The 23,689-nt window shown below is 59.9% G+C and carries 26 protein-coding genes; 10 read left to right on the plus strand and 16 right to left on the minus strand.

Going from position 1 to position 23,689, the window contains the following annotated elements; all coding sequences use genetic code 11:
* Nucleotides 1–32: 32 nt before the first annotated feature.
* Nucleotides 33–1,124, plus strand: coding sequence for an AbrB family transcriptional regulator (locus tag I6J28_RS02410; RefSeq protein WP_204610564.1), 1,092 nt, complete (start codon nucleotides 33–35; stop codon nucleotides 1,122–1,124).
* On the opposite strand, the gene I6J28_RS02415 is transcribed toward I6J28_RS02410, so the two are convergent.
* Nucleotides 1,121–2,791, minus strand: coding sequence for a DUF885 domain-containing protein (locus I6J28_RS02415; RefSeq protein WP_204610566.1), 1,671 nt, complete (start codon nucleotides 2,789–2,791; stop codon nucleotides 1,121–1,123). The genes I6J28_RS02410 and I6J28_RS02415 overlap by 4 nt on opposite strands.
* Before the next feature lie 69 nt (nucleotides 2,792–2,860).
* The gene (locus tag I6J28_RS02420) at nucleotides 2,861–3,430 is read right to left on the minus strand and encodes a TIGR00730 family Rossman fold protein (protein WP_239454645.1); all 570 of its coding nucleotides are present in this window, start codon (nucleotides 3,428–3,430) and stop codon (nucleotides 2,861–2,863) included.
* A gap of 108 nt (nucleotides 3,431–3,538) precedes the next feature.
* Here I6J28_RS02420 and I6J28_RS02425 point away from each other — a divergent pair, with 108 nt between their 5' ends.
* Nucleotides 3,539–4,672 carry an ROK family transcriptional regulator gene (locus I6J28_RS02425; RefSeq protein ID WP_204610570.1) on the plus strand — a complete coding sequence of 378 codons (1,134 nt, stop codon included), beginning with the start codon at nucleotides 3,539–3,541 and terminating at the stop codon, nucleotides 4,670–4,672.
* Here the strand turns inward: I6J28_RS02425 and I6J28_RS02430 are convergent.
* The 8 genes from I6J28_RS02430 to I6J28_RS02465 form a co-directional block, all read right to left on the minus strand.
* Nucleotides 4,655–5,251 carry an HAD-IA family hydrolase gene (locus I6J28_RS02430; RefSeq protein ID WP_204610571.1) on the minus strand — a complete coding sequence of 199 codons (597 nt, stop codon included), beginning with the start codon at nucleotides 5,249–5,251 and terminating at the stop codon, nucleotides 4,655–4,657. The genes I6J28_RS02425 and I6J28_RS02430 overlap by 18 nt on opposite strands.
* Before the next feature lie 13 nt (nucleotides 5,252–5,264).
* Nucleotides 5,265–5,618, minus strand: coding sequence for a hypothetical protein (locus I6J28_RS02435; protein WP_204610572.1), 354 nt, complete (start codon nucleotides 5,616–5,618; stop codon nucleotides 5,265–5,267).
* 82 nt (nucleotides 5,619–5,700) lie between these two features.
* Entirely contained in the window at nucleotides 5,701–6,201 is a 501-nt protein-coding gene (locus I6J28_RS02440) for a ferritin (protein ID WP_179387230.1), read from the minus strand.
* Between the two features lie 286 nt (nucleotides 6,202–6,487).
* On the minus strand, nucleotides 6,488–7,969 hold the full coding sequence (locus I6J28_RS02445; RefSeq protein ID WP_204610573.1) for a SulP family inorganic anion transporter: 1,482 nt from the start codon (nucleotides 7,967–7,969) through the stop codon (nucleotides 6,488–6,490).
* 21 nt (nucleotides 7,970–7,990) lie between these two features.
* On the minus strand, nucleotides 7,991–8,503 hold the full coding sequence (locus tag I6J28_RS02450) for a phosphoribosyltransferase (RefSeq protein WP_204610574.1): 513 nt from the start codon (nucleotides 8,501–8,503) through the stop codon (nucleotides 7,991–7,993).
* A 73-nt stretch (nucleotides 8,504–8,576) separates the two neighbouring features.
* Nucleotides 8,577–9,980, minus strand: coding sequence for an AMP nucleosidase (amn, locus tag I6J28_RS02455; RefSeq protein ID WP_204610575.1), 1,404 nt, complete (start codon nucleotides 9,978–9,980; stop codon nucleotides 8,577–8,579).
* 477 nt (nucleotides 9,981–10,457) lie between these two features.
* Nucleotides 10,458–11,606: an MFS transporter gene (locus I6J28_RS02460; RefSeq protein ID WP_204610576.1), complete on the minus strand. Its 1,149-nt coding sequence runs from the start codon at nucleotides 11,604–11,606 to the stop codon at nucleotides 10,458–10,460.
* Complete coding sequence (locus I6J28_RS02465) at nucleotides 11,599–11,904, minus strand: ArsR/SmtB family transcription factor (protein ID WP_204610578.1); 306 nt, start codon at nucleotides 11,902–11,904, stop codon at nucleotides 11,599–11,601. The genes I6J28_RS02460 and I6J28_RS02465 overlap by 8 nt, the downstream gene beginning before the upstream one ends.
* Nucleotides 11,905–12,205: 301 nt before the next feature.
* Between I6J28_RS02465 and I6J28_RS02470 the strand changes: the two genes are divergently transcribed.
* The gene (locus tag I6J28_RS02470) at nucleotides 12,206–13,195 is read left to right on the plus strand and encodes a lipase family alpha/beta hydrolase (RefSeq protein WP_204610580.1); all 990 of its coding nucleotides are present in this window, start codon (nucleotides 12,206–12,208) and stop codon (nucleotides 13,193–13,195) included.
* Here the strand turns inward: I6J28_RS02470 and I6J28_RS02475 are convergent, their stop codons facing one another.
* Genes I6J28_RS02475 through bioB form a run of 3 tightly spaced genes read right to left on the minus strand, consistent with a single transcriptional unit; the run spans nucleotide 13,196 to nucleotide 15,382 of the window.
* Nucleotides 13,196–14,119, minus strand: a complete 924-nt coding sequence (locus I6J28_RS02475) for a Sir2 family NAD-dependent protein deacetylase (protein ID WP_204610581.1) — start codon at nucleotides 14,117–14,119, stop codon at nucleotides 13,196–13,198.
* Nucleotides 14,120–14,129: 10 nt separating this feature from the next.
* A complete protein-coding gene (locus I6J28_RS02480; protein ID WP_204610582.1) occupies nucleotides 14,130–14,402 on the minus strand; it encodes a hypothetical protein in 273 nt (90 codons plus the stop codon).
* Nucleotides 14,402–15,382: a biotin synthase BioB gene (bioB, locus tag I6J28_RS02485; protein ID WP_005326317.1), complete on the minus strand. Its 981-nt coding sequence runs from the start codon at nucleotides 15,380–15,382 to the stop codon at nucleotides 14,402–14,404. Before bioB ends, I6J28_RS02480 begins: the two co-directional genes overlap by 1 nt.
* Before the next feature lie 78 nt (nucleotides 15,383–15,460).
* Between bioB and I6J28_RS02490 the strand changes: the two genes are divergently transcribed.
* Together I6J28_RS02490 and I6J28_RS02495 are read left to right on the plus strand one after the other, a co-directional pair.
* Entirely contained in the window at nucleotides 15,461–16,771 is a 1,311-nt protein-coding gene (locus I6J28_RS02490) for a M20/M25/M40 family metallo-hydrolase (protein WP_204610583.1), read from the plus strand.
* Nucleotides 16,772–16,793: 22 nt separating this feature from the next.
* Entirely contained in the window at nucleotides 16,794–17,360 is a 567-nt protein-coding gene (locus tag I6J28_RS02495; RefSeq protein WP_239454646.1) for a hypothetical protein, read from the plus strand.
* Between the two features lie 22 nt (nucleotides 17,361–17,382).
* Here the strand turns inward: I6J28_RS02495 and I6J28_RS02500 are convergent, their stop codons facing one another.
* Genes I6J28_RS02500 through I6J28_RS02510 form a run of 3 tightly spaced genes read right to left on the minus strand, consistent with a single transcriptional unit; the run spans nucleotide 17,383 to nucleotide 18,870 of the window.
* Complete coding sequence (locus I6J28_RS02500) at nucleotides 17,383–17,688, minus strand: CHY zinc finger protein (protein ID WP_204610585.1); 306 nt, start codon at nucleotides 17,686–17,688, stop codon at nucleotides 17,383–17,385.
* Nucleotides 17,666–18,505, minus strand: a complete 840-nt coding sequence (locus I6J28_RS02505; RefSeq protein WP_204610586.1) for a hypothetical protein — start codon at nucleotides 18,503–18,505, stop codon at nucleotides 17,666–17,668. Before I6J28_RS02505 ends, I6J28_RS02500 begins: the two co-directional genes overlap by 23 nt.
* A complete protein-coding gene (locus tag I6J28_RS02510; RefSeq protein ID WP_204610588.1) occupies nucleotides 18,505–18,870 on the minus strand; it encodes a heme transporter in 366 nt (121 codons plus the stop codon). Before I6J28_RS02510 ends, I6J28_RS02505 begins: the two co-directional genes overlap by 1 nt.
* 118 nt (nucleotides 18,871–18,988) lie before the next feature.
* On the opposite strand from I6J28_RS02510, the gene I6J28_RS02515 reads away from it, so the two are divergent.
* The 5 genes from I6J28_RS02515 (at nucleotide 18,989) to I6J28_RS02535 (ending at nucleotide 23,405) form a co-directional block, all read left to right on the plus strand.
* Complete coding sequence (locus tag I6J28_RS02515; RefSeq protein WP_204610590.1) at nucleotides 18,989–19,423, plus strand: hypothetical protein; 435 nt, start codon at nucleotides 18,989–18,991, stop codon at nucleotides 19,421–19,423.
* Nucleotides 19,420–20,220, plus strand: coding sequence for a PrsW family intramembrane metalloprotease (locus I6J28_RS02520; protein WP_204610593.1), 801 nt, complete (start codon nucleotides 19,420–19,422; stop codon nucleotides 20,218–20,220). The genes I6J28_RS02515 and I6J28_RS02520 overlap by 4 nt, the downstream gene beginning before the upstream one ends.
* Nucleotides 20,221–20,315: 95 nt before the next feature.
* Nucleotides 20,316–21,512 carry an HNH endonuclease gene (locus tag I6J28_RS02525; RefSeq protein WP_204610595.1) on the plus strand — a complete coding sequence of 399 codons (1,197 nt, stop codon included), beginning with the start codon at nucleotides 20,316–20,318 and terminating at the stop codon, nucleotides 21,510–21,512.
* 28 nt (nucleotides 21,513–21,540) lie between these two features.
* Complete coding sequence (locus tag I6J28_RS02530) at nucleotides 21,541–22,119, plus strand: LURP-one-related/scramblase family protein (protein WP_049378597.1); 579 nt, start codon at nucleotides 21,541–21,543, stop codon at nucleotides 22,117–22,119.
* 668 nt (nucleotides 22,120–22,787) lie between these two features.
* Complete coding sequence (locus I6J28_RS02535; RefSeq protein ID WP_204610596.1) at nucleotides 22,788–23,405, plus strand: class I SAM-dependent methyltransferase; 618 nt, start codon at nucleotides 22,788–22,790, stop codon at nucleotides 23,403–23,405.
* The last annotated feature ends 284 nt before the right edge of the window (nucleotides 23,406–23,689 follow it).

Consider the following 23,689-nt stretch of genomic DNA (forward strand, 5'->3'; position numbering starts at 1 on the left):
TACTTTTGTCGCAGCAGAACTAGGAGGCTCGCATGGCCGCACAGCAGGAAGGCACCGGGCTTAGTGCCCATACCGTGGCACGGTGGGCCATTGTTGTTCCGGCATCGGTCGTACTGGGCTGGCTTTTTAGCATGTGGCACGTACCTGCGGCTTGGATCTTGGCAGCGATCCTCTCCTCCGGCGCCATGGCGCTTTTTACTGGGGAAGATCTGCGCGTGAACCGCAGTTTTTATAGCATGTCGCGTGGATTTATCGGCATAATGGCTGCGATCCCGCTGACCGTGGTGCCGGTGGGCCAATTGCTTGGCTTCCTGCCTGCCGCCCTGACGATGTCCTTTGTCACACTGATGGTAGGCGTTATCGGCGGCCAACTCTTACACCGCGCGCAGCCGCGCGATGTGTCCTCAGAGACAGGAATTTTGTCCATGTTGCCCGGTGGTGCCTCGCTGATGCCCGCGCTTGCCGACGAACTCGGTGCCGACTTCCGCTACGTCGCCCTCGCCCAATACCTGCGCCTCTTAGTAGTCTCGGTATCGCTACCCGCCGTGGTCGTCTTATTGGACACGCCCGCCGGCGAGGGGGCAGATCTTTCAGTCGACGGGGAAACCACGTGGTGGATAGTTGCCCTAGTGGTTGTCATTGCTTGCATAGGAGAAAAGGTAGGCAAGTTCCTCCATCTCCCCGCCGCCGCGGTGCTCGGCCCCTTACTGCTGACGGTTCTAGCCTCTTTCGTGTTGCCGGAGGGTCACACGCTCGAGCCGCTCTACGCCTTTAAAGTGATGGCGTTTTTGTCCATCGGCTGGGTCTGCGGTGGCGGGCTTTCGCTGCCCGCGCTCAAGGCCTTTGCCAAGCAATTGCCTGCCACGGTTCTTTTCATCGTGGTCATCATCGGCATCTGCGCGGCCACCGCCTGGCCGCTGACCATGTGGCTGCACATCACCTACTTTGAGGCCTACCTGGCCACCAGCCCCGGCGCGCTGGAAACGGTGCTCGCTCTCTCAGCGGAGGGCGGGGCGGGCCCAGCGGTCATCGCGGTACAGCTCACCCGTCTCATCGGGGTGCTCGTCGTCGCTGGTTATTTGCCACAGCTGCTGCGGCTGGCCCAGCGGCTGCTGCGCCGCTAGTTGTCCAAGACGGCCTCGCGCAGGACGGACATCGGCACGGAGCCAAGGGCGAGGGCCTCGGAGTGGAACTCGCGCGCGCTCATGCCCTGCTTCTCGGCCGCGGCGCGGGTCTCCTGCCACAGGCGCTGCCCCAATGCATAGGACGGCGCCTGGCCCGGCCAGCCGAGGTAGCGATTGACCTCAAAGTTGAGGTTCGCATCATCCATAGCGGTGTTCTCACGCATGAAGGTCTTCACGTGCGCCTTGTCCCACACGCCGGACGTCGAGCAATCCGGCAACTGCTTGCCCAAGTGCAATCCGATGTCCACGACCACGCGGGCGGCGCGCAGGCGCTGCGCATCCAACATGCCCATGCGGAAGCCCGGATCGTCCATGTAGCCCAGCTCGGCCATGAGCTGTTCGGCGTAGAGCGCCCAACCCTCGCCATGACCAGAGTTCCACGTCACCGCGCGGCGCCACAGATTGAGATCTTCTTGCACCAGCGCGGAGCCGAGCTGCAGGTGGTGGCCTGGCACGCCCTCGTGGTGGACGGTGGTCAGCTCCTGCCAGGTGTGGAAGGTGTCCTGGCCCTCTGGCACGGACCACCACATGCGGCCCGGGCGGGAGAAGTCATCGCTCGGCGGAGTATAGAAGATGCCGCCGGTGCCGGCTGGATCGATGCAGCACTCGATCTCTTCTACTTCCTCCGGAATATCGAATTCCTTGCCGTTGAGCTCGGCAATGACGCCATCGGCGGTGGACTGCATCCACTCCACCAGCGCATCGGTGCCGCGCAGGGTGTAGCGGTCCTCGTGGTTGAGCTTGCGCATCGCCGAGCGCACCGAGCACTCAGAGCCGTAGAGCTCGTGGGCGATCTTTTCCTGCTCCGCGCGCAGGCTACGCACCTGGTCCAGGCCCCACTCATAGGCCTCGTCGAGGTCGACGGCATCGCCCACAAAGAGCTTGGAAAAACGCTCGTAGCGCTCGCGGCCCACGGCGTCCTTGGTGGGCGCCTGGGGCTGCAGTTCATTGGAGAGCCAATCGGAGAACTCGCCAAAGGCCTCCTTGGCCTGCTGCACCTCGGCGGAGTCGGCGTCGAGGCCGAGGGACTCGAGCATCGAGTCGGCGTCGGCAAGCCGCTCGCACTGCACAATGACCTCAGAGATCTGGCGGTGCGGTGCCACCATGCCGTGGGAGGCCGCCTCCTCCAAGGAGCTGCGGTATCCGGCCAGGGAGGTCTTCACCTTGGACAGGCGGGAGCGGATGGCATCGCGGTCCTCGTCCGTATCCTGCGGCATGAGCAGCAGGGTATCGCGGATGGTCTGCACCGGGGAGGCGATGTTATTCAGGCAGCGTACATCCTCGCTGTGGTGGTGCAGATCGAGGTCAAGGCAGAGGCGATCGCGCAGGACGGCCGCGGTGACATAGTCCACGTCATCAAAGTCATCCTCATCATCGGACTCATCGGTGGTGTCATCCAGGGCATCCAGGTCCGCGACCATTTCGCGGGTGCGGTCTGCGATGGCGGTGAAGTACTCGGGGGAGAAATCCTGCAATTCGCCCTCGTAGCCGTCAATGCCCCACGCGGTGGCATCGGTGGGGGAAAGCTCGGCTAGGTCGTGAACGAAGTTATCGCACGAAGCGTCCAGTAGAGAGGGCTGGCGCTTAGCGGTCTGCTCAGAACTCATAACGAGGAAGTCTATCCCTAAGTATCGCCTATAGGCCACCCGGGCGGGCTGAAGTTGCGAACTTGTTAACTAATCGTTGTCCCACTTTGTTCCGGGGTAGCTCCAGCCGCTGAATTTATCCAGGATATCCTGCGGTTTCTCCTCCATCACCAAGGCGTCGACAAAACGCGGCAGGATGAAGCCGGACTCGGCCATGGCGGCGTACATGGCATAGAACGGGCGCCAAAAGTCCTCCGTATTAACAAGGCCTACCGGGCCGCGGATGTGGCCCAGCTGCTGCAAGGTGAGCACCTCGGTGAGCTCTTCGAGGGTGCCGACGCCGCCGGGGAGGCAAATATAGGCATCAGCAAGCTGCTCCATGCGGGTCTTGCGCTCAGCCATGGAGCCGACCACCTCAAGGGCGGTCAGGCCGGGGTGGGAAATCTCCAGGTCCACCAGCGACTGCGGCATCACGCCGGTGACGGTACCGCCGGCGGCCAGGCAGGCCTCTGCCACCTCGCGCATCAAGCCGATATTGCCGCCGCCGTAAACCAGAGTCAGGCCGCGTCGGGCCAGCTCCGCGCCCAATTCCTGTGCCGCCTGCGTATAGGCCGGCGAGTTTCCTGTTGCTGAACCACAATAAACCGCTACTGACTGCATGCTCTCCAGCATAGATATCTGCGCGCCCACCACCACCTTTAGACCATTCGGTACATGGTGAGTTTATGAGATTAGACAAAGCAGTCTGGAATATTTATACTTCTTTTTATGATCAAACCTGGCCCAGTGTTCACGCGCCCCCGCACACCGGCCGCAAAGTGCCTTCATTTGGTGCGCCTGAACCCGATCATCACCCGGAGCGAGCTGGTGGAAGCCACCGGACTTTCCCAGCCCACCATCACGCGCGCTACTACTTCCCTACTCAACGCGGGCCTCATCCAGGAACGCACCGACCTCACCCAGTCCCGCGGGCGCGGCCGGCCCACCGTGCCGCTTGAGGCGGCCGATAATGACTGGGCGCTCGGCGGCATTTCCGTGGGCACCAAACAGACCTACATCGGCCTCTATGACATCAAGGGCCGCACGTTGAGCGAAGAGGAATTGACCACCCCGGTGGCTAACCTCAGCGAGGATGACTTCCTCGAGCACATCATGGCCGGCATCAACCGCATGATGACCAACCTGAACCACCGCTTGGTCTCCCTCGGCGTGACCACCTCCGGCACCGTGGATGATAACGGCCTGGTCACCGCGGAAAATCTCAATTGGCACGGCGTGGACATTGCCGAGCGCCTGCGCTTCCAGTTCGGCGTACCCGTGGTGGTCTCCTCCGTCATCCCGGCCATCCTCGGCTCCGAAACCCAGGCGGCCGAGATTGGCACCAGCGAGCGCGTCCTGGTGCTCTTCGCGGACGATTCCATCGGCTCCGCCCTCTCCGTAGAGGACGAGGTCAGCCCCATTATTCCCGTGCCTGCGACTCACTCCGAGCTGCTGGGCCACGGCGCGTCCGAGCACCTGCTGGCCACCCAGCACATCCTGGAGGCGATACGCCATGAGGGCGTGGAGGCAGCCTCGCTTGCCGACGCCGCCCAAGTAGCCGACTCCCACCCCGCCGTCCGCGCCATTTTGGACGAGCGCGCCCGCCAGTTGGGCGCCATCACCGCGGAACTGGTCAAGGCCCACTCCCCGGCCACCGTGGTTATCGCCGGCGGCGCGTTTACCGACGACCCGAAGGCCCCCAAGCAATTCGCCGCCACCGTCCGCGCCTCTGCGGGCGAAGAGTTGCAGCTGCGCATGATCCCCGGCCATAAGGAGATTGTCCGCGCGGTAGCCCGCACCGTGGCCACCGATCAGCTACTGCGCCAGCCGCTGGATTTGGGCCGCTCACTCCAGCACGCTTAGCACCTCGCGTACCGAGTCGATGCCGCGGAAGAGGTGGGCGTTGAGCCCGCAGTAGTTCGCGCCTTCCACGTAGTCGATGCGGTCATCAAAAAAGTGCGTATCCTTCGGCTGCGCGGCGAGCGCATCCACGGCCACGCGATAGGCTTCTGGGTGCGGCTTGGCCACGCCAATATCGCAGCTAAACGTCACCGCCGCGCAGTCCTCGAGCCACGGCTGCTTCTTTCGCACCTGGCCCGCCAGCGTGGTGGGGATATTGGACAAGATGCCCACGCTATAGCCTTCCCCGATAAGGCCCTTGACCAGCGCCACCATCTCCGGATCCGCCTCCAGTAGGCCGCTGTTTTCGCACGCTACCGCCTCCGCGACGGGAACCTCCCCTAGCCCGGCGCGGGCCGCTACCTCGTTCCAGTAGTGGCTATCGCTAAAGATGCCGGCATCGTAGTCTGGCCGATAAAACCCGTAGGCCTCCCACATCGCCTCTGCATCTGGCGGCGCGAGGAGGCGCTCCAAGTCCGCATGGCTTTCTGGGGTGGCCGGGCGCATGAGCACGCCGTACATATCAAAGAGGAGTTTGGGCATAACGGGGGCCAGTTTAGGCGCGTTTCGGCGCTTGGGTCAGCACGGCTACGATCCCCACGCCCGCACCAGCGACAAAGAGAGGCAGCATCGCAGGAGCCTGGTCCATGGACAGAGCGAAGATGCCGCCGATGGCACCGAGGAGCAGCATGCCGCCGAGGCTGTAGAGCGAGCGCGTGACTACCCCACGCTTTCCGGCGACGCCATAAACCAGCAGGGCGAGCCCGGCGAATGGGCCGAGCATCAGCGCCGCAGTGGTCAGAAATACCCCCAAGGCCATGTGCGTGGACATGATTGCCGCTCCCACGATGAGAAAGAGCGCCAGAACTAACAGGGTTATGGCGCACGAAGCCTTGCGTTGCGTTGACATAGAAACAATCCTCCCACCGCACCGCAGTGCCATGGGAGGATTGAGCTAAATCTTGATGGGTTTGTTATTCACCCACGCGCGCTTAGGCAGCGCCGCCATCGGGGCGGCCAGCCAGGCGCTCATCGATGCGCAGCAGACCAGAGCCGTCATTGCCCACCAGCTTGATCTGGTCCAGAATCTCAGAAACGGTAGCTTCTTCCTCCACCTGCTCGCTCAGGAACCAGTCAACGAGCTGGCGGGATTCCAGATCCTGTGCGTCTAGCGCCGCGCGGGCGATGGTGCGGATCTCCTCGGACACCTTCTGCTCGTGCTCGAGGGAAGCCTGGAAGGCATCCTGCGGGTTAGCGGCCTTGACGGAGCCAACCGGGATGTCATTGAGCTCTACGCGGTAACCGCGGGAGAGCAAGTGGTCCGCAATCTTCTCGGCGTGCTCGCGCTCCTCCGCAGCCTGGCCCATGAACCAATCACGCATGCCCGGGAAGGAGAGGTTATCCATCTCGAAGGCCAGCTGGGTGTAGACCATGGAAGCGCCGTATTCGCTAATAACCTGGTCATTCAACAGGGTTTGCAGCTTCTCGTCCATCGTAAAAACCTTTCTGTGTGGGGAAATTAATTAGTGCTAAGCACCACACTACCGAAGATTCTCCCGCGATCCAGCAAGGCCTACTTAAGTAAACTTGCACGTCATTATGCTTTTTTAGATTGGATAACCTAAGTTAGCCAAGACAAAGCTAGCGCCCAAGCGCGGGCAAAGTTGCCCTAAGAACGCGAGGTCATCGCGGATACCCCGCACTTATACCTACGCGAACCCCGCGGCCACTTCGGCGGCTAAGGTTTAAGCCGCCGCACGCTAGGGTGCGAGTGTGACTTTAATCACCCAGGCGGCCACTCAGGCGATGCAGGCGCTGTGCACTCGCGCCTCCCAAGCCACGGAACTCCACCTCAATGCCACGCTCGGCGTACTTCTTCTGTACCGCATCCAGCGTCGCCACGGTAGAAGCATCCCAGACCTCCGCCTTGCACATATCAATAACCACGCGCTGGGTATCCAGCGTGTAGTCAAAGGCGTAGACCAAGTCATTGGAGGAGGCGAAGAAAAGCTGGCCGCGCACCGCATACTCGGCATCGCCTACGTGCTTCACCTCCACCAGGTGGGCCACGCGGCGGGCAAAGCCGATCGAGGCTGCCACCACGCCGAGCACCACGCCCACCGCCAAGTTATGCGTGGCCAGCGTTCCTACCACCGTCACCAGCATCACGAGCGTTTCTGATAGCGGCATGAGCTTAAGCGTGCGCGGGTGAACCGAATGCCAATCCACCGTCGTTGCGGCCACGATGATCATCACCGCCACCAGCGCGGCCATCGGAATGCGGCCGACGGTCTCGCCAAAGAGCAGGCAGAGGATGAGGAGGAAGACGCCCGCGAGGAACGTCGACAAGCGCGTGCGCGCCTGGGATGCCTTCACACCGATGATGGTCTGGCCAATCATGGCGCACACACCCATGCCGCCAATGGCCGCGGCGAGGATATTGCCCACGCCCTGGCCAAAGGACTCGCGCGTCTTATCGGAGTGGGTATCCGTAATGTCATCGACCAGCTTGGCCGTCAGCAGCGATTCCATCAGGCCCACCAAGGCCATGCCAAAGGCATACGGAGCAATAAGCTGCAGGGTATCTAGGTTCCACGGAATATCCGGCACGAAAAGCCCCGGCAGCGTGGTGGGCAGCTCGCCCTGGTCCGCCACATCGGGCACCTTCCACCCAGCCGCCACCGCAATGATGCTGACCACCAGAATGGTGATCAGCGGGGCGGGAATCACCGTGGTCAACCGCGGTAGCCCCAGCATGATAGCCAGGCCAATGGCCACCAGCAGATACACCATCCACGGCACATCTATAAGGTGCGGCAGCTGCGTAGTAAACATCATGATGCCCAACGCATTCACAAATCCCGTCATCACCGAGCGCGGGATAAAGCGCATGAGCTTGGCCACACCTACCGCGGCCAATACCACCTGCATGATTCCCGCCAAGAGCACTGCAGCGACCACATAGTCATGCCCATGCTCATGCGCGAGCGGAGAGACCACCAGTGCCACCGCACCGGCCGCGGCGGAAATCATCGCCGGCCTGCCGCCAGTAAAGGCGATGGACATGGCCATCACCACGGAGGAAAACAATCCCACCCGCGGATCCAACCCTGCGAGGATGGAAAAGCTTAAGACCTCCGGGATCAAAGCAAGCGCCACCGCTAGTCCGCCGAAGACCTCCTTGCGCAGGCGCGCAGGCGAGGAAAATGCATAGCGGAAACTGGCGATGACGCCGGTAGGAGCAGGCTGTTCTTTAATCACGCCTGCACATCCTAGTGGACTTTAGGAGCCTTCCTTAAACGAGCCATCCGCGGTGATCACGGGCAGCACGGACCACGCGAAGTTGATCCACTGATCGGTCTTCTTCCACGAGAAGTCCGGCTCAAAAATGGTCTTCGGCTTGGTGTAAATGACGGCCGAGCGCACATCATCTGCGGTTTCCTTGAGCAGGTTAACCGCCAGATCGAGGGTCTTGCCGGAGTCCGCGACGTCATCGACAACCAGGACCTTCTTGCCCTTTAGCGAATCCGTATCCAGCTGCGGGGAAAGAATTACAGGCTCATCCAAGGTCTGGCCGATGTCAGTGTAGAACTCCACATTGATAGCGCCCATGGCCTTGACACCGATGGCATAACCGATAGCACCGGCTGGGATCAGGCCGCCGCGGGCGACGCCCACGATAAGGTCTGGGAACCAGCCAGATTCCACAATCTGTTCCGACAGGTTACGGCTCGCCTCGCCGAAGACCTCCCAGGTGAGGTTTTCCCGGTCCGGGTGGATCCAATTTTCAGTCACGATTGTGTGGCTCCTTTTGCGTCATGGGCTTTCTTTGTAGTTTAACGAGCGATGCCTGCCAAAGGAAAGGCAGCTACCGGAATGGAACCTCGCCCAAAGTCCGGCGCAGCTTGCGGGTGCGCAAGCGCTCCGGATTCTCGGCCAGATGCTCCATGGCGCGCACCGCGCACATCACGTGAGCTTCCTTCGAATTGGAGTAGAAGGCCTGCGCCTGCGCCGGCAGCTTCGGCACCGCATGCAGCGGCAGGTCAGAGACCGACAGCAGCGTGCCATAAGGAACGCGGTAGCGGTAGCCATTGGCCGCAAGCGTGCACGATTCCATATCCACTGCCACCGCGGTGGAGGTGCGCAACCACTCCCACAGATCCCGATTGGTACGCCACTCCCAGTTGCGATCATCGGTGGAGAGCACCGTGCCAGTGCGCATGAGCGAATTATCGTCGCCGTATACCGCCTTTACCGCGGACTCGAGCATGCGCTGTACCTCCGGAATCGCCGGGATGGGCGAGGTCGCCGCAACCTTCTGATCCAAGATGTGGTCATTGCGCTGATAGGCATTGCCCAAAATCAGGTCACCGATGCGCATGCGGCCGTCCATGCCGGCGCAGTGCCCAATCATGATCCATGCCTCCGGGCGCAGCACCGCCAAGCAATCCGTAATGGTCTTTGCATTCGAGGGGCCTACGCCGATATTGATCATCGTGATGCCATCGCCGCCGGCAGTAATTAGGTCAAAGCGGGGCATCTGGTACCGGGAGGTCAACGTTAAACCGTCCACATCAAGGTCCACCGCATCGTTGGGGTGGATGGTCTCACCATTGGGCAGCACCAAGGCGGTATAGCGCGAGTCTTCCTTGGTCAGCTCACGCAGACCAAACTTCACAAACTCGGTGGTGTGCATCGCGTAGTTAGTAAACAGAATGTATTTCTGCACCGTATCGACCTCGATACCGGTGTAATGCTCGATGCGCGCACAGGCGATATCGAAGCGCTGGGCGCCAAAGTGGAATAGCGGCTTTTCCTCGCCATGGAAGGCATCCCATTCGCCATCAATGATCGCATCGTTGACCTCATCCAACGTGGGCCGCGGAATGGGCCCGCGTTCCTGCGGGGCCGTGGCGGTGTCCTTGATGTATTCCGGCGGGATGCGCTGGTCCGACTGGCCAACAAAGATATCGCAAGGATAATTGCCCGCCAAGCGGGTGAGCTGCTCGTGCAGGTAGTCCCGAATAATGTGCGGCTTGGAAATTACCGCCGAGTACTTGCCAGCCTCGTTGACGTAGCCGAAGGGCTCGGAACGATCGATAGGCTGCCACTTGCGGATATCCACCGTGACCTTCGGATAAACCACGTAGCGATAGTCATCCAGGTTTCCTGATTCCAACGTCTTGCGGGCAAGCTCGCAGGAATTCTCATAGAGCTCAATCAGGCGGTTTACCGCCTCATCAACGGAGTGGACATGCTGCAGGTCGGTCATAGACGTGAGTGTAGCGGGGACTTAGCTGCGCGGCAGCGGTCTGCGCTTTTCACTCCTCTTTTCGCTGTGGTTTTGGCGATATGGCTGCTGATACCGTTGTCAAAAAGAAAGGCGCACGAAAGTCAACGAGCCAAAACAGTATCCGTTACATGGAGGCGGAAGTGCGTACGGTAGTCAGCGATACAATTCAACCGAAGAACCTTTGGGGTAGCGCTTCATGAGGACTCCCGCGAAGCTCCTGCTGAGATTCCCCTCCCACCACGCGATGATGAGGCGCGGACTATGAGTTCCCATGACCATCGTCGGTACGAACCTCATTTCAGAGGCCATGAAGTTCGAACCCCGCATTCGGCAAGCAGATTGCCACGGTTAACACGCAAAGAACTGCGGTCTGCCGAACCCTATCGGCACACTGCACCACGAGAAATATATGCGCCTCTGCCGACAAAGGCATCCTGCCTTTGATCCGTGAGATTCCTAATTCTCATTGTCCCTAGGCTTAGGGAAAGACAAGGCTCCCACTCCGATACTGCAGACGATTCCTACTAAGACTACGAATAGCGCCCCCAATAAGATTCCCGTGTAGGAGGGCAAAAATAGGCCACCTACTGCGGAGCCAACAGCCGAACCCAGATAATTCGCGGACGCATTAGCAGCAACGGCAGTCGCACCTTCATCAGGATTTGCACTGAGCAGCGAATGCTGTTGCGGCGCCATGGAAGACCATCCCAAAAGCCCCCATACAAAAAGACACACCAGTGCCACCATGCGGCTCGAGGGAAATAGCAACAACATTGCAAAATCAGCAGCAAGCAAAACAATGATTATGGTCGTTAGCTTGCGAGAACTATCTACCTTATCGAGCACCCGCCCGATTCCAAATGCACCAACTGCACCACCAATTCCCCAAATCCACATGCCAGGAATGGTGTCTACCTGCACTCGTTCGAGCACCACGGAAATATAGGTATACAGTCCCAGCGAACCGACTCCCACGAAGAAAGTAACCAAGACCGTTAGGAAATTATCCACCCGACCAATGATTCGGAGTCGCTGCCCTAGCGAGGAAGAGGGCACAGCTGGTACAGCACTCGTTTTACGTATCGCTAAACCTGCCAACGCCGCCATGCCAACCACCGATACCAAAGCAATGGCAGCCCGCCAGCCTAGCTGCTTGGCCACTCCCAGTCCCGCTGGTACACCCGCAACAGTTCCTACCGCCAAACCGGCTAGTACCAATGAAAGCGCACGTCCGCGACGCTCCGCTGTGACCGACATGCCCGCTACCGCCGCGGACAATGGCGAATAGATTCCCGCTGCCGCCCCCGCAATCAGCCTCGAAACTATAAAAACACCTACCGTAGGGGATACAGCGGTCACAACATTGGCCAGAGAAAACACAGCAATAGCGCCCAGCAGTCCATTTCGCGGATTCTTGCCCGCCCTACCTGATAATAGTGGGCCGCATACCGCGTACGCACCGGTAAAAGCGGTAACACCTAAGCCAATCACGCTGCCACTTGCACCCAAGTCTTCGGCAATCTGAGGCAGCAGCCCAGCAATAACATACGCATCCAACCCGAGTGCTACGCTGCCCAAAACTAACGGCCATAGCTGTTTAAGCATTAGAAATCACCATGTCAAGCAAACCTGGAAAGCACTCGTCTAGATCGTCTCGGCGCAAAGAGATGACACAACTGCGCCCCTGGCTTCTTGTCCACGTCACACCGGCTTCACGCAGCCGCCGAGTGTGGTAAGTCAGGGTCGACCGAGGCAGATCGTCAGCAAGCGTCAAGCTATCGTGCTCCTTGCCGTCTGCTAAGCGCTTGACCATTTCCAACCGGATGGGATCACTTACTGCAGCCAATACACGGACGAATTCTAAATCCTCGGTAGCCGGATGCTCATATTTTCGTGGGCTCATTCCAACTCCAATCGTGCAATAATTCTTGAACGATTAGCCACACTAAGTTACCCGAGACATTCGTGCAAGATTTCTTGCATAAACGAAGGCCCACCGACAGCGCATCGGTGGGCCTTCTCCCCATGACTAATCTCTCGGCACCCAAGGAGGGAGTGGAGCGCACCCTCCTGCAAGCACCGCCCGTGATTAGGCAAGCCTAAGTTTATAAACCTTTCGTAGGATGGTCAAGGGTTTGCCCATAAATTTCTTCACCCCTGGCAAAAACACAGGTAACCTGCAATAACGAGTACAATCCGGAACCATGGCTGAGTTGAAATCCACTATTTCCGAACAACTCCGCAAATTCTGGCGTGCCAACGAGAAGGAATTGACCGATTCCCCGCGTCGCGGCGTCGCCTCCCCTGCCGAGGCCACGGCACTGCGCGAGGAGGTCGCGGCCGAAATCGCGGACCTCATCAAAGCCCAGAAGGTCAAGACCAGCCCAGGCGATACCGCCCTCGACGCCGATGCCGCCGCTACCCTTCCCCTTGGAGCCCGCATCAAACCGCGCGGCGTCTTTGAAGATGACTGGGGCGCGCGTCCTACTGCGGAACGACCCTGGCCGGTCATCCTCATCCACGGCACCTGCGATACCAAAGGCGTATGGCAGCTCCTAGGCAATGAACTGCGCCAGGACGGCTGGGCCGTCTTCGCCCCTGATTATGGGCACCGCGCTACCCAGCCGCTCGCGGAATCTGCACGCCAGCTTGGCGCTTATATCGATACCGTCCGCGCAGCTACCGGCGCGGACAAGGTCATCCTCATCGGCCACTCCCAGGGCGGGCTTCTTGCCCGCCATTGGATGCGTATGGAGGGAGGCGCCGAAAACGTCCTGCACCTGATGTGCATTAGCGCGCCGAATCACGGGACCACCTATGGCGGAATCGCCAGCCGCCTCATCCGCACTCCGCGCCAAGAGGCGGTCCTGCGCTCCATCATTGATGGCTGGTTTGGGCCGGCGGGCATGGACCAGGTCGTCGGCAGTGAGGCTCTGCGCGAAACCAACCGGGACGGCGATCTGGAATCCGGCGTGAGCTATACCTGCATTGCCACGCGGTCCGACGCCGTCGTTGTCCCGCCCGAGACCTGCTTTCTCGACCCCCGCGGCGTCGCAGAGGGCACGGTCCGCAATATTTATGTCCAGGACTTTGACCGCCTCGCGATGGTCATGCATGAGGATATGCCGATGGATAAGCGCGTTCGCGCCATCGTGCGCACCATTTTGGAATTGGTGGAGAGCATCCCGCGCTAGTTATAGCCCCAGCTCATCGAGTACCGCGTCAAAGGCCGGACCCACCTGGGTGCGCCACAGCGTATCCACTTTCTGATCACCCCGGCCGGGCCCGCCATTGATAACGGCCACGCGCTTGCCCTGCTTCTTTGCCTCCAGCACAAAGCGGTACCCGCTCATAACCGCCAGCGAAGAGCCGGCCACCACGAGCGAACGCGCCTGGCCCAGCAGTGCAAAAGCAGCATCGCGGCGCTCCGCCGGCACGGGCTCGCCAAAGTAGACGACGTCCGGCTTCAACAAGGCAGAACCACAGCGCTCACACCCTGCCATGCGGAAGGCTGCCACGTCTGCTTCAGCGAGCGTCACGTCACCGTCCGGGTTCACCTGATCCGCCTCCACCACGAGGCGTTCCAGGTAACCCGGGTTCGCTGCAGCTAGGCGCGCATCGAAGTGCGGCCGCGCCTCCCGGTGCCCGCACATCAAGCACACCACGGTTTCCATATCGCCATGCAGCGCCACCAAGTTCGCGGTTCCCGCCTGTTTATGCAGGCCATCCACGTTTTGCGTGACCACGCCATTGACCAGCCCGGCGCGCTCCAGTTCCACGAGTGCATAGTGCGTGCGATTCGGCACCGCGGAATCCATAACCCGCCATCCCACAAAGCTGCGGGCCCAATACCTATGGCTCGCGGCCGGGTCGTGGCGAAATTCCTGATAGGTCATCGGCCGGTGCCTACTGAGTGAGCCGCGCGGCCCCCGATAGTCCGGCACGCCCGAGTCCGTAGACACCCCAGCCCCGGTCAGCACCATTACGGGGCCCTCGCGCAGCTGCTTGACGACGTCCCCTAAGGCCTTCCCTTCCTCCGTATGCGGCGCCGATTCTTCGACCACTCGGGCGATCGAACGCAGCGCAGACTGGTGGGCAAGGGAGACGGCGGGATCCATGCCCCCGATGCTAGCTTTCGGGCAGGTGCTCTACATAAAGCCACTCCGAATCCAGCTCCCCGTGGCGTGAGCACTTAGTGTGCCAACCATCGGGGCGCACCTGGGCCACCATGCGGCGGCCACAGATCTGGCAATAGCGTGGCACGTCGAGGCCGGCTGCGGCCGCCGGGTGCAGCGTGAATTCCTCTTCGACCGGCTTGCCGGTATTTGGATGGAAAATCGGCTCGTCCCCAGCCAGTACGGCAGCAGCCAATTCGGATGTTGGCTCGGAAAAACCAGGCACTACAGGGCCTTAATCGGCAGATCGATGCGGTGCAACATGTCCACATCCTTTTCAATCTGCTGGCCCAGGGTAGTCAGGTAGTTGCCGGCGATAATGGCGTTGATGCCGCCGAGGAGGCCGCGCTCAGTGCCGTCGTCGCCAAGCGAAAGCTCGCGGCCACCAGCAAAGCGCAAGGTGGTAGACGGCATGGCCAAGCGGAACGCCGCCACGGCGCGCAGGCCCTCACCCAAGGGAACCAGCGGGCGATCGGCGAAGGGGGTGCCCGGGCGCGGATCAAGGAAGTTCATCGGTACCTCGCACGGATCAATCTCTGCCAGCTGCGCGGCGAACTCGGCGCGCTGCTCCAGGGACTCGCCCATGCCGATGATGCCGCCGCAGCAGACCTCCATTCCCACCTCGCGCACGTAGTCGAGGGTCTGCTTGCGCTCCTCCCAGGTGTGGGTGGTGACCACATTAGGGAAGAAGGAACGGGAGGTCTCCAGGTTGTGGTTATAGCGCTGCGCGCCCATATCCTTCAGGCGCTGCGCCTGCTCGCGGGTCAGGGTGCCCAGCGAGCAAGAAATCTCGATATCGACGGCGTCATTAATCGCGGCAATCGCCTCGCCCACCTGGTCCAGCAAGCGATCGTCCGGGGACTTCACCGCGGCAACAATGCAGAACTCGGTAGCGCCGGACTTAGCGGTCTTCTGTGCCGCCTCCACCAGCTCCGGGATGTTCAGGCGCACGGCGCGCACCGGGGACTCAAAAAGGCCGGACTGGGAACAGAAGTGGCAATCCTCTGGGCAGCCGCCGGTCTTAATGGAGATAATGCCTTCCACCGATACGTCCGGGCCGCACCACTTCAGGCGGGTCTGGTGCGCAATATCGGCGATCTCCTCCAGCTGGGAATCCGGAACCTGCAATACCTGCAGTAGCTCTTCCTGGTTGAGGCCTTTGCCTTGCTCCAGGGCTTTCTCACGGGCGATGTCAACGATGCTCATGGTGCTAAACCTTACTTGAACGGCGTTCAACTTTGGTTAAAACCACATATAAATCTGTACGGAACTACCCTCGGGGGCATGACGCTTTATGATGACACCCTCTCCCTCCTCCAAGAGCTTATCCGCAATGCCTGCGTTAATGACCTCACCCCAGATTCCGGCCACGAGGTGCGCAATGCGGATAGCCTGGAAAAATTCTTCGCGGGCGAAGACGTACAGATTGAGCGCTTCGAGTCCCACCCGGGCCGCGTTTCCATCGTGGTAACCGTCCCCGGCGATCCAGAAAAGGAACCGCTCACCCTCATGGGCCACACAGACGTCGTCCCCGTGGATGAGCCCAAGTGGACCAAGCCGCCTTTCGAGGCCCTCATCGAGGACGGCAAGCTCTACGGCCGCGGTTCCGTAGACATGCTCTTTATTACCGCCACCATGGCCGCCGTCACGCGCGAGGTCGCCCGCACCGGTAACACGGGCGGCACCCTCGCCTTCGTCGGCATGGCCGATGAAGAGGCCCGCGGCGGCCTTGGCGTGCGCTTTATGTCCGAGAACCACCCCGATGCCTTTTCGTGGAAGAACTGCCTGTCTGAGACCGGCGGCAGCCACCTGCCCGGCGCGGTGGGCTTCAACGTGGGAGAAAAGGGCGCTGGCCAGCGCCGACTGCACGTACATGGCGATGCTGGCCATGGCTCCACGCCTTATGGCAAGGACTTTGCCATCGTGAAGATCGGTGAGGTCGCTCGCCGCATCGCCACCGCTGAGCCGCCCACGGCCTCCAATGAGATCTGGGAGGGCTTCGTGCGCACCTTCAAGTTTGATCCCCAGACGGAGCAGGAGCTTATCGACGGCACGGGTGACTACTCCAAGTTCGGCAACCTCGACGCCTACGCCCACGCCTTTAGCCACACCACCATCGCCGAGACCGTCCTGCGCGCGGGCGGCGCCATCAATGTGCTGCCTTCGCACGCTTACCTGGAAATGGATGTGCGCCCCTTCCCCGGCCAGACCCAGGAGGATCTGGATGACTTCCTGCGCAGCGCCCTCGGGGACATGGCCGATGAGGTAGAAATCGAGCACCTCATCACCGAAGATGCCACGCAATCTTCCACCGATACCGAGCTCTGGCGCGCCATTGAGGCCACCTCCAAGGAATTCTTCCCCGACAAGGACGTTGTCCCAGTTCACGCCACCGGCGGCTCCGATCTGCGCTTCGCCCGCCGCAAGGGCGGCAATGCCTATGGCTTTGCCATGCACGCCGAGGGCCGCGATATGGCTAGTGCCAATTCGCAGCTGCACAGCCACGACGAGCACCTCTACCTAGAGGACCTCGAGCTCACCGTGCGTGCCTACCGCAGCCTGGTCAATCGCTTCCTAGGCCTGTCACAGGCGTAACAAATGTGGCAAGATGTCTGGCATGAGCTTTGCACGTAAGTCCGCGCTGCTATCTGCAGCTACCGCCCTGACCGTAACCCTTGCCGCCCCTGCCGCTGCCCATGCCGACGCCGTTGATAATCTCCTCGACAAGATGCCTGCCGGCCAGATTTCCTGCTCCCAGGCACAGCAATACTGGACCAACTCCGCTGACTACAACCAGAAGAAGTCCCAGGCCCTCGCCGTTGCCACCGTGCACCCACGCGGCAACGAAGTCCGCGGCGCCATCGGCCGCATGGATGAGGCCATTGCCCGCTGCGGCCTAAACGGCACCACCGGTCAGGGCAAGCCGGTCAACACCGGCGGCCAGCGCGGCAATGCTCCTGCGCCAAAGCCGGCACCGGCACCGGCCCCTGCCCCAGCGCCAGCCAAGAACGCCAAGGTCATCGAGCTGGGCACCATCCCTGGCCAGCCGACTGTCGACGTCCCCTTCCTGGGCCAGACCTTCCGCATCCCGGACGCGGCCAAGATTGCCCAGAACGCCGTATCCCAGTTCCAGCTGCCACAGATCCCGCAGATCCAGCAGCTGCAGCAGCTGTCTTCCTTCTAAGACACTGACTTGGCCGGACCGCTTAGCGGTCTAGCTGAAAATAGATCCCGGCATGCGCACTGCAGCCGGGATTAAATTTATGCCCGCAGTAGGGACAGGCAGGCGCGGCGGAATAGGCGTGATAGTTCATTTCGGTGCGGCAAGCGCCGCAGAGGACCGAGGGGGCGTCGACAAGCATGGGCCCAAACTCATGCTCAGTGAGCTCGGCATGGCACAGCGCGCAGGCAAAATACTTCCCGCAGGTGGCGCACTTATTGGCCACCACGTCCAGCGGGGAATGCCAATGCTTGCACCGGCCCTCCGCATCAATCGCGCCGTGAATCTTCATGGCCGTCAGCATACGCGCCATTCTGCTGCCACTGGTGCTTCTTTTCTTCAGACTTTTTGGCATTGCGCACTGCCTGAATGCCCACCACAATGGCAATGATGATCGGCACCCACACCTTGCTGTAATCCATGAGGAATACGAGCCAGTCGGGCAGATCGATGTCGATGTTGAAGTCGAGATTCGGCACCGGCAGCTCTATCTGCGGAAACTCCGGCACCGGGAGCGCGATATCCGGCAGGTTAATCTCCGGCAGCTCCCAATCCGGCAGCAATCGGGACAAAATGCGGCTGATGATCGGGCCTAGCACGATCACGCCAATGGCCCAGCCGGACTTTCCCAAGCCACCCAAAAGCGGATACAGCACCCGTTTAAAGGAGCTTTCCTCCATGGCGTGGCGGCGCTTTTCCCCCACGGAGCCGGCCGGGGGATCGAGGGCGACTGCCTCCTCCCCATTGCGGTAGTAGACGTCGAGGAGCTCGCCAAAGGGGGAGGCTTGGATATCTAGGTAAGGCTTGGTTCGCGGGGCGGAGTTCTCGAGCAGGGTGAGGTCTTTTTCGATCTTCTTCTTAAGTGAATAGCGGCCCGCACGCGGCCGATCGTGGCGGCTGCGTACCTGACCGTTCACCACAATCTGCAAGCGTGGGCTCGGGTTCTTCCGCCAGAGCCGGAGGCGTTCCGGCAGGGTGGCATCGCCTGGAACCGGGGTGAAGTCCTTCGCTTTCTTAGGCCACTGGCCCATCTCCGCGAACTCGGCATCATACCCGCGCTGCACCTCGATGGTGCCCACTTCGGGGTGCTCTAGGCGCCACGTTTCCATTAACTCTTCCCTGCCTTAGAGCCCACCACGGCGCCCAGCCTGCTCGCGGCCCATGCCAGGAAAACAAATACCGGGAGGTATATCCAGGTGCCTTCGTTGAAGTACAGGGACATGGCGGCAAAATAGGCCAACCCTGCCACGCTAAAGATGGTCCAGGAGGCGCGGAAGGTGGCGCCGTCGGCAAGAGCAATGACCACCGTCAGCACGGCCATGAGGATGAGCAGAACTACGCCGGAGACTAGGTGATAGACCGCGGGCGGAAGGCCAACAAAGACCGCGGCCATGGCGACGGGTGCCCACCACTGCCACCACACGCGGGTGGGCTCGTCCTTTGCTTCTGCTTCTTCCGCTAGCTCCTCAAACACGCACCCAACCTATCACAGGGCTTGGCAGAACTTATGGGGGAGAAATCCTCCCTATGTCCGGCTTAATCCTCCCCGCGGAGGATACCGCGCTGAGCAGGGCATACCTAGCGTTGAGTGTATGAAAAGCACACCACTCATCCTCGCGGCGGGCGTGATATTTGGTGCCATCTACGGCACCAATGCGCTCCTGCCAGACATGTATGACAACCCCACCTCTGAGGTGCAGGCCGGCTCGGCTCGCATCCCCGGTTTGTCCTGCCTCGAAGAAGATGGCTCCACCACTGGCAATCCGCGCTGGGACTGTGATGGCACCCAAATCCGCGCCAAGGAAGCCGGCGTCCAGGACAAAGACCAAGCAACCCGCCGGTACCTGCGGGCAATGGGCGAGGGCACGGCCATGCCGGGAGGAGACATCGTGCGCGACGGCGATAAGCGCACGCTTGTCGATGGCGACCTAGTAGCCATCAGCGTCGAGGGCGATGGCCCCACCACGTTCGTTTCCCTGCGCGGACCGCGCGCTGAAGAACTCGCCCAGGAGGTAGAAAAGGCATGAAGAATCTGTACTGGCTATTTATCGCTTTTGGCCTGGTAGTCTCCGGCTTCTTTTTGCCTGGTCGTCGGTTTACCGAGGTTGGCCTCCTCGGCGCGCTCATCTGCGCGGGCCTGACGCTCGGGCTGGGATTCTTGTGGTTTAGGCCGCGACCGATGTGGCACGGCATCCTCTGGGGCGCGCTCGCCCAGCCGGTGGTGGTAAGCCTCAACGATCAAATGGTGGGGATTTCAGACAAGCTGGGGCTTGCCTACTTGGACGCGGCCTTTTACTCGCCGCTTCCGGAGGAAACCATCAAGCTCCTCGGCGTCGTCATTATTATTGCGGCCTTTGGAAACGTGCGACATCCCTACCAGGCCGCCGCGATCGGCATGGCGGTAGGCCTAGGCTTCGATGCCATGGAAAACGTGCCGTTCATCCTGAACGCGGCCATCGATGACCTGGACGGCGATCTCTGGGGCGTGCTCATTACTGGTACCGGGCGAATCTTCACTGGCGCCTTTGGCCATGCGCTGTATACGGGGGTTGCGGCGTGGGGCGTCGGCAAGCTCTATGTGGGCGCGCGCCACGGCTACTGGCAGGTGGCCGGATTCTGGCTGGCCGCTATCGCCCTGCATACCTTGTTCAATGGCGCGACCATGATTGTGGGTGAATGGCCGGCGACCTTCCTCGTTATCGTCCTCATCACGTGGGCGCTTATTATCTGGGGTCTGCGATTCATACGCAAGCAGGACAAGAAATACGCGGCACAAAGCAGCGAAAATTCCCTCCCCACTAAAGATCCGGAATATAGCTCCTGAGCTGGTTCAATGTGGAGAAAAAGGCTCGTGTCCGAGGGGTGTTATAAGGTGTGAATCGTACACCAGTTCACACGATAATTTAGGTACTATGCGCCATGGAAGAACCCTACTTTTCCACGACCAACACCACCGACCCCACCACACGCTTAGCCTTTGAGATGCGAAAGGCGGAGTACGAGTTCTGGGTGAGCCAAGTCCCGGATCTCGATTCTGATTTCGAATTAGTTACCCAATCCCTCTACCGCACTACCGGCGTTAACGAAGGCCGGATCGGCCATATCCTCATGGCGCTGCACCGCTTGGAGGAGCTGCCTGAGCTGCAGGCCTTACAGCACCGCCTCTATCATTTAGACCTCGACCGGATTATTGCCATCAATAAGTCCCTCAACCGCTTGGGTAACCCCACACCGGAGGTAGTGGCGCGCATCGATGAGCAGCTCACCGACTACCTCACCCCTACCCGGCCGAACCAGACCATGCGTACGCAGGCACAGATCAAGCGCAAGCTCAACGAGCTCATCAACCTCGCCGATGACACACTAGCCGTCACCCAGGGCCCTACACAGCCGCGCTACACCATGGAAAATTGGGGCGATAACACCTCGGCGGTGACTTTGAGTGCGGACCCGGCGGTTATCGCGAGCGTCGATAAGTGCGTCCGGCAGACCGCGCTGGAGCTAGATTGCTCGCTTGCCGACGCCGCCGTTGCACTCCTCACCGGCCGCACCCAAGCCCCCGAGATCATTCTCAACGCCTACAAGGCCACCGACGTGCCCAATTCCCCGGCATTTATTGAGTCCGTGGGCTGGCTCGACCCGGCGCGCTCCAATGCGCTGCCCTACACTAAAATCCGGGAGATGGACCCTAACCACGAGGTCAAGGGCTATGTCACTCCCGCGGCCATGGCCGCGTACCTGGAAGGATTTGACGGTACCTGCCGCTACCCCGGCTGCAACCGCCCGGCCACGGCCTGCCAGAAAGATCACCGCATCAACCACGCGGATGGCGGGCCGACCACCCCGGCAAACCTTGCCTGCCTGTGCCAGCACCACCACAATGTGAAGACCGATGGCCGGGCCTTTTATATCATGGACCCGCATACGCGCGACATCATCTGGCTATTTGAAGATGGCACCTGGACCACCACCGAACCCTCCGGTCCACTGGCGCACAAGAACAAAAACTGGGTGCAGACCTTCGCCCAAACCATGACCGCCCACCGCGCTCGCGCCTACGAGGAAGCGCAAGCACTCATGCGCCAGCAGAAAACCACCCCTAGGGAGGAGGAATAAAACCACCAGCTTCCCTACAGTGGCTGGCATGACGCAAAATTTATTCACACTTGACGAGCTCGTAATTTCTCAGACCAAGTCCTTCCTCAACGATCAGTTCATGATCACCGATCTAGACGGCACTCCTGTGGGCACTATCCTGCAATCCACCAGTCTCAAAGACATGGTGTTTAAATCCTCTCGAAGCTTGGAGGTCGCACTCACGGATGCTGAAGGCAACCCGCTACAGACGGTCATGACGATTTCGGATCCGCCGAATTTTCTGCGGGATACCTATGAGGTGCACTTGCCGGGAATCGAAAAGCCCATGGCCGTTATCACCAAGCGTTTCTCCATGCTCAAGACAAAGTTGGACTTGACCATGGAGGGCTTTGCCGACGTCGAAATTCACGGCGACTTCTGGGATTGGAACCTTTCCATCACTTCAGAAGATCGCCTGCTTGCTGACGTCTCTAACGAATGGACTGGCATGGGTAATTTCTTCATGGGCAAAAACACGTACCGCCTGCGCATCACGCCGGGCCTCAATGAGCAACATCACGCCGCCATCATCGGCGCCGTGATGAGCATGGATATGCTGCGCACCAAGCAAAAGAATAGCGACTAGGACACACAAAAAGAACCGGAGTGGAAAAGTATTTCCATCTCCGGTCTTGGTGGTGTGATGTTCACGATGGCAGCTCAGCATGGCTTTTCAAAAAGTGTCTCCCGAGCTGCGGATATGGAATCTCCCGAGTATTAATTCCGCTACTAAGGCGCTTCAATCGGCCGCAAATTAGGCCACAGAATCACCGCTAAACCGTTTCCTTCCCTTATCTAGCACATACTGTGGACATGAAAAACTCGCCAGCAGGACCAGACGAGCATTAGAACATTTGTTTTATAAAATCTCCCAGAGGTTTATCGGTCGACATTCCGCAACTGGATTGACAGTCTTATTCTTCCGGCTCCTCGGAACGCCAAGGTGCGGTTTCAGAACTGTAAGTTGTAAGCACCATGTCACACCACAGACGAGCAGCATTCACTGCAAGCTCTGCATGCCGCTGCTCTAGCCCCGACCGTAAACTCTTCCATTTCCTTTCCACTCTCAATTCAGTCTCTTAAAAAATACCGAAATAGACGAAACGCAACGCAGGACGCCTCATCTTGCGCTTCCTCTGAGTCTGTTGCGGCGGCAAGTGAACTACAAATTAGTAATGGAACGATTGTCCCAATAGTTAGCTTGCAAGATTCTGACAATTCAGCTCCATCCAATTCGGTAAAATTGACCATGCCATGACAAGTCGCTGGAATCACAACACGGCCTACCATTCTGAACTGCTCGCCGCTGCCCCGGGGCCGGATTCGAAAGTCCTTGACGTTGGTTCGGGAGACGGACTGCTAGTCAGCAAATTCGCGGAGGTAGTCCATGACGTAAGAGGCATAGACTCAGACCCCCATGCAGTCAAACAGGCTAGGGCCCTTCTGGCCACCGTCCCAAACGCAACTGTAATTCTCGGCGATGTTTTCGACGCCCCAGAACTACTAGGACAGCAGTTCGATCTCATCACGGCAGTGGCAACACTCCACCACCTCCCACTCGAACCGGCACTCAAACGGCTCGCAGAACTCCTATCACCCGGAGGAGAACTATTCGTGATAGGGATTGCCTCCAACAAAACTGCGGCCGACTGGTTCATCTCCGGAGCACTCGTCATCCCAGTACGTTTGATGAGTAAAGCCCATCGTGAGGAATATTATCCCGGTATGAAGACTTCAAAACCACAAAAGTCGCTGAAAGAAATTTGCGACATAGCCAAAATTGTTCTCCCCGGATGCCGCATTCAACGACGTTTTTACTACCGATACACACTCAGGTGGACTAAACCATCCGGCGGATTTACTAACTCCTAATCCAGCAACCCAACCACCTGGCACCGACACATTCGACAAGTCAGTAGCCCCTCGGTCAGGCCGGTAACCTTCCACCCCTGCACGAAACGGGGCGAGTGAAAAGCATTTTTGGAACCTCATCGACTTTGCTCTCCAAGAGAGCCCAGCACCTCTACTCACACCCCAAAACCGGAAAACCAAAACAGCAGATTGGAGACTCTTTCAAGCTTTCTGCTTTAAGAACGAGCCAAAAGGAAAGATCGACTTACAGAACCGACTTTCCCCTCTCTGTTAGGAAAATTCAT

It is taken from the genome of Corynebacterium tuberculostearicum (assembly GCF_016894265.1).
GTDB classification, from domain to species: domain Bacteria; phylum Actinomycetota; class Actinomycetes; order Mycobacteriales; family Mycobacteriaceae; genus Corynebacterium; species Corynebacterium tuberculostearicum_D.

What these genes read in the sequence shown, in the direction of transcription:
- I6J28_RS02535 (WP_204610596.1), top strand. Translation starts at nt 22,788, where the DNA reads ATGACAAGTCGCTGGAATCACAACACGGCCTACCATTCTGAACTGCTC.
- bioB (WP_005326317.1), bottom strand. Translation starts at nt 15,382, where the DNA reads ATGAGCATCGTTGACATCGCCCGTGAGAAAGCCCTGGAGCAAGGCAAA.
- I6J28_RS02490 (WP_204610583.1), top strand. Translation starts at nt 15,461, where the DNA reads ATGACGCTTTATGATGACACCCTCTCCCTCCTCCAAGAGCTTATCCGC.
- I6J28_RS02525 (WP_204610595.1), top strand. Translation starts at nt 20,316, where the DNA reads ATGGAAGAACCCTACTTTTCCACGACCAACACCACCGACCCCACCACA.
- I6J28_RS02465 (WP_204610578.1), bottom strand. Translation starts at nt 11,904, where the DNA reads ATGAGCCCACGAAAATATGAGCATCCGGCTACCGAGGATTTAGAATTC.
- I6J28_RS02420 (WP_239454645.1), bottom strand. Translation starts at nt 3,430, where the DNA reads ATGCAGTCAGTAGCGGTTTATTGTGGTTCAGCAACAGGAAACTCGCCG.
- I6J28_RS02505 (WP_204610586.1), bottom strand. Translation starts at nt 18,505, where the DNA reads ATGGAAACGTGGCGCCTAGAGCACCCCGAAGTGGGCACCATCGAGGTG.
- I6J28_RS02440 (WP_179387230.1), bottom strand. Translation starts at nt 6,201, where the DNA reads ATGGACGAGAAGCTGCAAACCCTGTTGAATGACCAGGTTATTAGCGAA.
- I6J28_RS02460 (WP_204610576.1), bottom strand. Translation starts at nt 11,606, where the DNA reads ATGCTTAAACAGCTATGGCCGTTAGTTTTGGGCAGCGTAGCACTCGGG.
- I6J28_RS02475 (WP_204610581.1), bottom strand. Translation starts at nt 14,119, where the DNA reads ATGGATCCCGCCGTCTCCCTTGCCCACCAGTCTGCGCTGCGTTCGATC.
- I6J28_RS02520 (WP_204610593.1), top strand. Translation starts at nt 19,420, where the DNA reads ATGAAGAATCTGTACTGGCTATTTATCGCTTTTGGCCTGGTAGTCTCC.
- I6J28_RS02530 (WP_049378597.1), top strand. Translation starts at nt 21,541, where the DNA reads ATGACGCAAAATTTATTCACACTTGACGAGCTCGTAATTTCTCAGACC.
- I6J28_RS02500 (WP_204610585.1), bottom strand. Translation starts at nt 17,688, where the DNA reads ATGAAGATTCACGGCGCGATTGATGCGGAGGGCCGGTGCAAGCATTGG.
- I6J28_RS02435 (WP_204610572.1), bottom strand. Translation starts at nt 5,618, where the DNA reads ATGTCAACGCAACGCAAGGCTTCGTGCGCCATAACCCTGTTAGTTCTG.
- I6J28_RS02430 (WP_204610571.1), bottom strand. Translation starts at nt 5,251, where the DNA reads ATGCCCAAACTCCTCTTTGATATGTACGGCGTGCTCATGCGCCCGGCC.
- I6J28_RS02470 (WP_204610580.1), top strand. Translation starts at nt 12,206, where the DNA reads ATGGCTGAGTTGAAATCCACTATTTCCGAACAACTCCGCAAATTCTGG.
- amn (WP_204610575.1), bottom strand. Translation starts at nt 9,980, where the DNA reads ATGACCGACCTGCAGCATGTCCACTCCGTTGATGAGGCGGTAAACCGC.
- I6J28_RS02425 (WP_204610570.1), top strand. Translation starts at nt 3,539, where the DNA reads ATGATCAAACCTGGCCCAGTGTTCACGCGCCCCCGCACACCGGCCGCA.
- I6J28_RS02495 (WP_239454646.1), top strand. Translation starts at nt 16,794, where the DNA reads ATGAGCTTTGCACGTAAGTCCGCGCTGCTATCTGCAGCTACCGCCCTG.
- I6J28_RS02415 (WP_204610566.1), bottom strand. Translation starts at nt 2,791, where the DNA reads ATGAGTTCTGAGCAGACCGCTAAGCGCCAGCCCTCTCTACTGGACGCT.
- I6J28_RS02410 (WP_204610564.1), top strand. Translation starts at nt 33, where the DNA reads ATGGCCGCACAGCAGGAAGGCACCGGGCTTAGTGCCCATACCGTGGCA.
- I6J28_RS02515 (WP_204610590.1), top strand. Translation starts at nt 18,989, where the DNA reads ATGAAAAGCACACCACTCATCCTCGCGGCGGGCGTGATATTTGGTGCC.